Source organism: Kitasatospora sp. NPDC001095, from assembly GCF_053598615.1.
Window position 1 is genome coordinate 90,613 of the sequence record NZ_JBSFKQ010000028.1, and the last position, 7,907, is coordinate 98,519.

7 protein-coding genes are annotated in these 7,907 nt (G+C 71.2%); all 7 read left to right on the plus strand.

The genetic code is table 11. The annotated features are described in order from the left end of the window. Positions 1-41: 41 nt before the first annotated feature. Positions 42-1,184: an ABC transporter ATP-binding protein gene (locus ACWDBB_RS22720; RefSeq protein ID WP_449791336.1), complete on the plus strand. Its 1,143-nt coding sequence runs from the start codon at positions 42-44 to the stop codon at positions 1,182-1,184. Next, positions 1,181-2,125: an ABC transporter permease gene (locus ACWDBB_RS22725; protein WP_449791337.1), complete on the plus strand. Its 945-nt coding sequence runs from the start codon at positions 1,181-1,183 to the stop codon at positions 2,123-2,125. The genes ACWDBB_RS22720 and ACWDBB_RS22725 overlap by 4 nt, the downstream gene beginning before the upstream one ends. Next, positions 2,125-2,928, plus strand: a complete 804-nt coding sequence (locus ACWDBB_RS22730) for an ABC transporter permease (RefSeq protein WP_449791338.1) — start codon at positions 2,125-2,127, stop codon at positions 2,926-2,928. Before ACWDBB_RS22725 ends, ACWDBB_RS22730 begins: the two co-directional genes overlap by 1 nt. A gap of 63 nt (positions 2,929-2,991) precedes the next feature. Further along, positions 2,992-4,386 (plus strand): NAD(P)/FAD-dependent oxidoreductase, encoded by a 1,395-nt coding sequence (locus tag ACWDBB_RS22735; protein WP_449791339.1) that lies wholly within the window; start codon positions 2,992-2,994, stop codon positions 4,384-4,386. A gap of 133 nt (positions 4,387-4,519) precedes the next feature. Next, entirely contained in the window at positions 4,520-4,951 is a 432-nt protein-coding gene (locus tag ACWDBB_RS22740) for a hypothetical protein (protein WP_449791340.1), read from the plus strand. 115 nt (positions 4,952-5,066) lie between these two features. After that, a complete protein-coding gene (locus ACWDBB_RS22745; protein WP_449791341.1) occupies positions 5,067-5,840 on the plus strand; it encodes a nucleotidyl transferase AbiEii/AbiGii toxin family protein in 774 nt (257 codons plus the stop codon). Between the two features lie 219 nt (positions 5,841-6,059). After that, positions 6,060-7,583: a CoA-acylating methylmalonate-semialdehyde dehydrogenase gene (locus tag ACWDBB_RS22750; RefSeq protein WP_449791342.1), complete on the plus strand. Its 1,524-nt coding sequence runs from the start codon at positions 6,060-6,062 to the stop codon at positions 7,581-7,583. The last annotated feature ends 324 nt before the right edge of the window (positions 7,584-7,907 follow it).

Consider the following 7,907-nt stretch of genomic DNA (forward strand, 5'->3'; position numbering starts at 1 on the left):
CCCCCGACTCCCGGCAGAGAAACCCAGGAAGACACCACCCCATGACAGACCAGCAGCGCGACGCGGCCGCCGGCGGCGACGTCCGGCTCACCGGCATCGGCAAGACCTACGGCTCCTTCACCGCCGTCCACCCGCTCGACCTGACCGTCCCGCAGGGCTCCTTCTTCGCCCTGCTCGGCGCCTCCGGCTGCGGCAAGACCACCACCCTGCGCATGATCGCCGGCCTGGAGGAGCCCACCACCGGCACCGTCCTGATCGGCGGCCAGGACGTCACCGCCCTGCCCCCGTACAAGCGGCCGGTGAACACCGTCTTCCAGAGCTACGCGCTCTTCCCGCACCTGGACATCTTCGAGAACGTCGCCTTCGGCCTGCGCCGGCGCGGCCGGAAGGACGTCAAGAAGCAGGTCGACGAGATGCTGGAGCTGGTCGAACTCGGCCAGTACGCCCGGCGCAAGCCGCACCAGCTCTCCGGCGGCCAGCAGCAGCGCGTCGCGGTCGCCCGCGCGCTGATCAACCACCCCCAGGTGCTGCTCCTGGACGAGCCGCTCGGCGCGCTCGACCTCAAGCTCCGCCGCCAGATGCAGCTGGAGCTCAAGCGGATCCAGACCGAGGTCGGCATCACCTTCGTGCACGTCACCCACGACCAGGAGGAGGCCATGACCATGGCCGACACCATCGCGGTGATGAACGGCGGCCGGGTCGAGCAGCTGGGCGCCCCCGCCGAGCTGTACGAGAACCCCGCCACCACCTTCGTGGCCAACTTCCTCGGCCAGTCCAACCTGCTGCCCGCCGAGGTCACCGGCGCAGACGGCGGAGACCTGCTGCTCAGCGCGGCCGGCGCCCGCCTCACGGTGCCGAAGGCGCGCTGCGCCACCGACGCCAAGCGCGTCCACCTGGGCGTGCGCCCGGAGAAGATCACCATCACCCACGCCTCGGAGCAGGTCGCCGACGGCCGCAACCGGCTGACCGGCACCGTGCTCGACTCCAGCTTCATCGGCGTCTCCACCCAGTACGTGGTGCGCACCGACGGCGGCCAGGAGGTCACCGTCTTCGAGCAGAACATGGAGCGCGACGCCCGGATCGTCCCCGGCGCCGCCGTCCGACTGCACTGGAACCCGGCCCACTCCTTCGCCCTGGACGCCGCGCAGGCGATCGACGCGGGCACCGCGGAGGAGGCCGCATGACCGCCACCGCCCCGGCCGCGCCGCCCCAGGCGATACCCCCCGACGGCGGCCCCCGCACGGAACCGGGGGCGAAGCCCAGGCGCAAGCTCACCCCGTACTGGCTGCTGCTGCCCGGCATCGCCTGGCTGTTGATCTTCTTCGCCGTCCCGATGCTCTACCAGGGCTCGACCTCGCTGCAGACCGGCTCGCTCGAAGAGGGCTTCAAGGTCACCTGGCACTTCTCGACCTACTGGGACGCCCTGGTCGAGTACAAGTGGCACTTCCTGCGCTCGTTCTCCTACGCGGCCGTCGCCACCGTGCTCTGCCTGGTCGTCGGCTACCCGCTCGCGTACACGATCGCCTTCAAGGCGAGCAAGCGCTGGCGCAACGTCATCCTGATCCTGGTCATCGCGCCGTTCTTCACCAGCTTCCTGATCCGCACCCTGGCCTGGAAGACCATCCTGTCCGACGGCGGCCCGGTGGTCGGCGCGCTGAACGCGCTGCACGTCCTGGACGTCACCAACCTGCTCGGCCTCACCGACGGCGACCGGGTGCTGGCCACGCCGCTCGCGGTGGTCTGCGGCCTCACCTACAACTTCCTGCCGTTCATGATCCTTCCGCTGTACACCTCGCTGGAGCGGATCGACCCGCGACTGCACGAGGCGGCCGGCGACCTCTACGCCCGGCCGTTCACCACCTTCCGCAAGGTCACCTTCCCGATCTCGTTGCCGGGCGTGGTCGCGGGCACCCTGCTGACCTTCATCCCGGCCTCCGGCGACTACATCAACGCCCAGCTGCTGGGCTCGCCGAGCGAGCAGATGGTCGGCAACGGCATCCAGAAGCAGTTCCTGAACGTGCTCGACTACCCCACGGCGGCCGCGCTGAGCTTCATCCTGATGGCCCTGATCCTGGGCATGGTGACGGTCTACATGCGCAAGGCCGGGACGGAGGATCTGGTCTGATGTCCCGGATGTTCAAGTGGATCCGCGCCCACCTGGTGGTGCTGGCCGGCCTGCTGGCCCTCGCCTACCTGGTGCTGCCCAACCTGGTCGTGCTGGCCTTCTCGTTCAACAAGCCGGTGGGCAAGTTCAACTACGAGTGGAACGAGTTCTCCACCGACGCCTGGACCAACCCCTGCGGCGTCGCCGACATGTGCCAGTCGCTCTCGCTCAGCCTGCAGATCGCGGTGCTCGCCACCATCGGCGCCACCGTGCTCGGCACCATGGTGGCCTTCGCGCTGGCCCGCTACCGCTTCCGCGGCCGCTCGGCCACCACCGCGATGATCTTCCTGCCGATGGCCATGCCCGAGGTGGTCATGGCCGCCTCGCTCGGGACGCTCTTCCTCAACATGCGCATCCCGTTCGGCTTCACCACCATCCTCATCGCGCACATCATGTTCTGCCTCAGCTTCGTGGTGACGGCGGTCAAGGCGCGCGTGATGAGCATGGACCCGAGGCTCGAACAGGCCGCCCAGGACCTCTACGCGACCCCCACCCAGACCTTCCTGAGGGTCACCCTGCCGCTGGCGGCGCCCGGCATCGCGGCGGGCGCGCTGCTCAGCTTCGCGCTCTCCTTCGACGACTTCATCATCACCCAGTTCAACTCGGGGCCGACCACGGTCACCTTCCCGATGTTCGTCTGGGGCGCCTCGCAGCGCGGCATCCCGGTGCAGGTGAACGTCATCGGCACCGGGATGTTCCTCGCTGCCGTCGTGCTGACCGTCGTCGGCCAGTGGCTGGGCAACCGTCGGAAGGCCACCGCCTGACGTACGGTCGACAGCGGTGGCACGTACAACCATCACCTATCCGTAGAAAGTGGCTGATAATGCATGGACTCCGCCCGCGCACTCAGTGACGCCAGGCCCACCCCCTTCTGGCTGGAGGATCCCGGCCGGCCGGCGGCGCTGCCCGCCCTGGTCGGCGACACCACCTGCGACCTGCTGGTCGTCGGTGGCGGCTACTCCGGCCTGTGGACCGTCCTCATCGCCAAGGAGCGCGACCCCTCGCTGGACGTCGTGCTGGTCGAGGGCAACGAGGTCGGGTGGGCCGCGTCCGGGCGCAACGGCGGATTCTGCGCGGCCAGCCTCACCCACGGCTTCGGCAACGGCCTGGACCGCTGGCCGTCCGAACTGGCCCAGCTGGAACGCCTCGGTGCCGCCAACCTCGACGGCATCGAGGCCACCCTCAAGCGCTACGGCATCGACGCCGAGTGGGAGCGCACCGGCGAGATCGACGTCGCCACCCAGCCCCACCAGGTCGAGGAGCTCCACGAGGTCGCCGAGGCGGTCGCCCGGTACGGCCTCGACATCACCGTCCTGGACGCCGACCAGGTGCGCGCCGAGGTGAACTCGCCGACCTTCCTCGGCGGGCTCTGGGACAAGGAGGGCGTGGCGATGGTCCACCCCGCCAAGCTCGCCTGGGGCCTCAAGGACGCCTGCCTCGGCCAGGGCGTGCGGATCTTCGAGCACACCCGGGCCACCGACCTGCGGGAGCACGGCAGCGGCATGGCCGTCCGCACCCCGTACGGCCGGGTCTTCGCCCGCAAGGTCGCGCTCGGCACCAACGTCTTCCCGTCGCTGCTCAAGCGGGTCCGCCCGTACGTCGTCCCGGTGTACGACTACGCGCTGATGACCGAGCCGCTCAGCGACGAGCAACTCGCCTCGATCGGCTGGCGCGGGCGGCAGGGCCTCGGCGACAGTGCCAACAAGTTCCACTACTTCCGGCTCTCCGCCGACAACCGGATCCTCTGGGGCGGCTACGACGCGGTCTACCACTTCGGCGGCCACGTCCGGCACGAGTACGACCAGCGACCGGAGACCTTCCGCACCCTGGCCAACCACTTCTTCCGCTGCTTCCCGCAGCTGGAGGGCCTGCGCTTCACCAACGCCTGGGGCGGCGCGATCGACACCTGCAGCCGGTTCTCGGCGTTCTTCGACACCGGCTACCGGGGCAAGGTCGCGTACGCGGTCGGCTACACCGGACTCGGCGTCGGCGCGACCCGCTTCGGCGCCGAGGTGATGCTCGACCTGCTCGCCGGCGAGCGCACCGAGCGCACCTCGCTGGACATGGTGCGCAGCAAGCCGCTGCCGTTCCCGCCCGAGCCGGTGCGCTGGGCCGGGATCGAGATCACCACCCGGTCGCTGGAGCGGGCGGACCGCAACGGCGGCCACCGCAACCTCTGGCTGCGCACCCTCGACCGGATGGGTCTGGGCTTCGACAGCTGAAGCGCCCGCACCCGCAGTCGGGTGCCCCCAGTCGTGTAATCGGGACCCGCCGTCCGCCTCTCCCTGGTGACGGCGGGTCTCGTTGCTCCCGCCGTCTCCGAACAGTACGAACGGCGAGAAGCGGGGACACGACTTGGAGACCACCGGACTGCACTGGCTTGCCCAGCTGGCACCGGACCCGGAATCCTTCCGGGAGCAGTGGGAGCGCACCGGGCTCGGCCTGGTGCTGCTGCCGGCCGGCCGGCGCTGGGACGTCCTCTCCGTCCCCGGGCGGCTCGGCCGCCCGGCCCTGGAGGTCCTGGACCCGCGTACCCGCGGCCCGGTCCTCACCGACTTCGGGGGTGAACACCTCAGCTTCCTGGTGCCCGTCGGCACCGCGGCCCACTGGATCGGCACCGGCGTGCGCGGCGCTGGGGAGGGCACCTGGATCGTCGTCCCGCACCCCGAGCGCAGCAGCCCGGGCGTGCGCTGGCTGGTCCCGCCCGACGGCTCCGGGAGGCTCAACGACCCGGTGCTGCTGGAGCTCGCCCTGCACGAGGCGGCGGCGAGGCTCGGCGGCTGGTGAGCCGCGGGGCGTCCGGGGGCATCCCTGGGCGCTCGACGGTGGCGGCGCGTGGGGGAACCCCGGGGCGCGAGCCGGTGGCGGCGCGCGGAGTGGGCGGCCGCGTCAGACTGGAGGCGTGACCACCGCCCCGCACGCCGTCGACGCGCCCCTCCGCCCGGGCGCCGCCCAGCTGCGCCTGGCCGCGGCGGCCGCACCCGTCTGCGACCGGTACGGCCTCGCCCTGGCCGGTGGGCACGCGCTGCGCGCCCACGGTGTCGCGGCCTGCCCGCAGGACGGGCTGACCCTGGCGACCGGCGGCGCCGACCTGCCGGAGGCGGCCGCCGCGCTGGGTGAGGCGTACCGGGCGGCGGGCGGTGGGGCCGTCGACCGGCCGGGCACGCCGCGGCTGGAGCAGCTCACCGTCCGGCTGGCGCTCGGCGGACGGTCGCACTCGGTGGAGCTGCGCAAGGAACCACTGGGCCACCGCCCGGTCCGCCTCGACTTCGGTGCGCCCGGACCGGACGAGCCGCCGCTGGTGCTGCCGGTCGTCGCCCTGGAGGACGCGGCCGCGCTGACCACCGTGCTGCTCGTGGACCGGGGCATGCCGCGCGACCTGATCGACGTGCACGCCCTCACCCGCTGCTACCGGGAGGGTGAACTGCTCGCGTTGGCGGGGGAGTTGGACCCGGACTTCCAGCCCACGGCGCTCGCCGAACGGCTGGAGACGCTCGCCGAGGCGGCGGACGGGCGGTTCCGCGCCCGGGGCGTCCCGGCCAGGGAGGTGGACGAGCTCAAGCGATGGGCGCTGGCCTGGGCGCAGGACCTGCGGCTGGACCTGCTGGAGACCCAGGAGGCGGCGGACGGGCTGCACGACCCGTACCTGGAGGAGCCGGAAGACGGGGAGTCCTGAGGTCCCGCCGCCGTCCACTCGTTCGGCCGAGCGACCGGACGACCTGTAAGGCTGAATCCACGATCCCCGTCAGCCTGTTCGTTGAGCCGGGCCGGAGCGCCCACCAGACTGGGAGACGAGCGCGGTAGCCCCGTGATTTCCGTCGCCCGGCCCACCCGCGGCGGCGCCAGACCGGACCGGTGGCAGGACGCCGCCCGGGACTTCGGAGGCAGACGGACCTTGAGCAAGCACATCATTCACTGGATCGGCGGCAAGCCGGTCGCCACCGCCGGTGCGGCCCCCCGTCGCGGTGAGATCTTCGACCCGGCCACCGGCCAGGTCGCCGGACAGGTCGACTTCGCCGAGATCGCCGAGGTCGACCAGGCGGTGGCCGCCGCCGCCGCGGCCTTCACCGAATGGCGCACCGCCTCGATCGCGAAGCGGACGACGGTGCTCTTCGCCTTCCGCGAGCTGCTGAACGCCCGCCGCGACGAGCTGGCCTCGATCATCGTGGCGGAGCACGGCAAGGTGCACTCCGACGCGCTGGGCGAGATCGCCCGCGGCCTGGAGGTCGTGGAGTACGCCTGCGGCATCCCGCAGCTGGTCAAGGGCGGGTTCACCGAGCAGGCCTCGACCGGCGTCGACGTCTACTCGATCCGCCAGCCGCTCGGCCCGGTCGCGATCATCTCGCCGTTCAACTTCCCGGCCATGGTGCCGATGTGGTTCTTCCCGATCGCCATCGCGGCCGGCAACACCGTCGTGGTGAAGCCCTCGGAGAAGGACCCGTCCGCCGCCAACTTCCTCGCCGAGCTGTGGAAGGAGGCCGGCCTGCCGGACGGCGTCTTCAACGTCGTGCACGGCGACAAGGTGGCCGTCGACCGCCTGCTGGAGCACCCGGACGTCAAGTCCGTCAGCTTCGTCGGCTCCACCCCGATCGCCCGCTACGTCTACGAGACCGGCACCCGCTACGGCAAGCGCGTGCAGGCCCTGGGCGGCGCCAAGAACCACATGCTGGTCCTGCCGGACGCGGACCTCGACCTCGCCGCCGACGCCGCCGTCAACGCCGGCTTCGGCGCGGCGGGCGAGCGCTGCATGGCGGTGTCCGTGCTGGTCGCGGTCGACCCGATCGGCGACGAGCTGGTCGACAAGATCAAGCAGCGGATCGCCACCCTGAAGGTCGGCCCGGGCTGCAACGGCGACTCCGAGATGGGCCCGCTGGTCACCGGCCAGCACCGGGACAAGGTCACCTCCTACGTGGAGTCCGGGGTAGCCGACGGCGCCGAGCTCGCCGTGGACGGCCGCAAGCACCCGGTCACCGCCGAGGACAGGAACGGCTCCCCGACGGCCGACGGCTTCTGGCTCGGCCCCACGCTGTTCGACCACGTGAAGCCCGGCATGTCCGTCTACAACGACGAGATCTTCGGCCCGGTCCTCTCGGTCGTGCGCGTCGCCTCGTACGAGGAGGGCCTGGCGCTGATCAACGCCAACCCGTACGGCAACGGCACCGCCCTCTTCACCAACGACGGCGGCGCGGCCCGGCGCTTCCAGTTCGAGGTGGAGGTCGGCATGGTCGGCATCAACGTGCCGATCCCGGTCCCGGTCGCCTACTACTCCTTCGGCGGCTGGAAGGCCTCCCTGTTCGGCGACGCCCACGCGTACGGCCAGGACGGCGTCCAGTTCTTCACCCGGGGCAAGGCCGTGACCCAGCGCTGGCTGGACCCGTCGCACGGCGGCATCAACCTGGGCTTCCCCACCAACAGCTGATCCGCACGGCTCCACCGGCCGGACCCCTCTCCCCGGGGTCCGGCCGGCCGTCTTTGCACGACGTTTGCATCCGGGTGCGGAAGCGCGTACAGTTCTTCGAGCTGCCTGGCAGGGAGCACCGGACACGCACTGCGCGGACGGTCCCGGGGCGGCCAATCCCCTGAAACACCACTTCCGGTTCGTGCCGGTCGTTTCGCTTTTTCGCGTGACGGCTTGGTGCTTATTCGGTGTGCTCGTTTTATCGGGTTGCGGCCGGATTCGCTTTTCGGAGCGGAGATCGGCTAGAGTTTGAAACGTCGGACAGGGCGTCAAGCCCCGGAAGAC

Excerpts from the sequence above, each read along its gene's own strand:
- ACWDBB_RS22720 (WP_449791336.1), top strand. The coding sequence starts at position 42 with ATGACAGACCAGCAGCGCGACGCGGCCGCCGGCGGCGACGTCCGGCTC.
- ACWDBB_RS22725 (WP_449791337.1), top strand. The coding sequence starts at position 1,181 with ATGACCGCCACCGCCCCGGCCGCGCCGCCCCAGGCGATACCCCCCGAC.
- ACWDBB_RS22730 (WP_449791338.1), top strand. The coding sequence starts at position 2,125 with ATGTCCCGGATGTTCAAGTGGATCCGCGCCCACCTGGTGGTGCTGGCC.
- ACWDBB_RS22735 (WP_449791339.1), top strand. The coding sequence starts at position 2,992 with ATGGACTCCGCCCGCGCACTCAGTGACGCCAGGCCCACCCCCTTCTGG.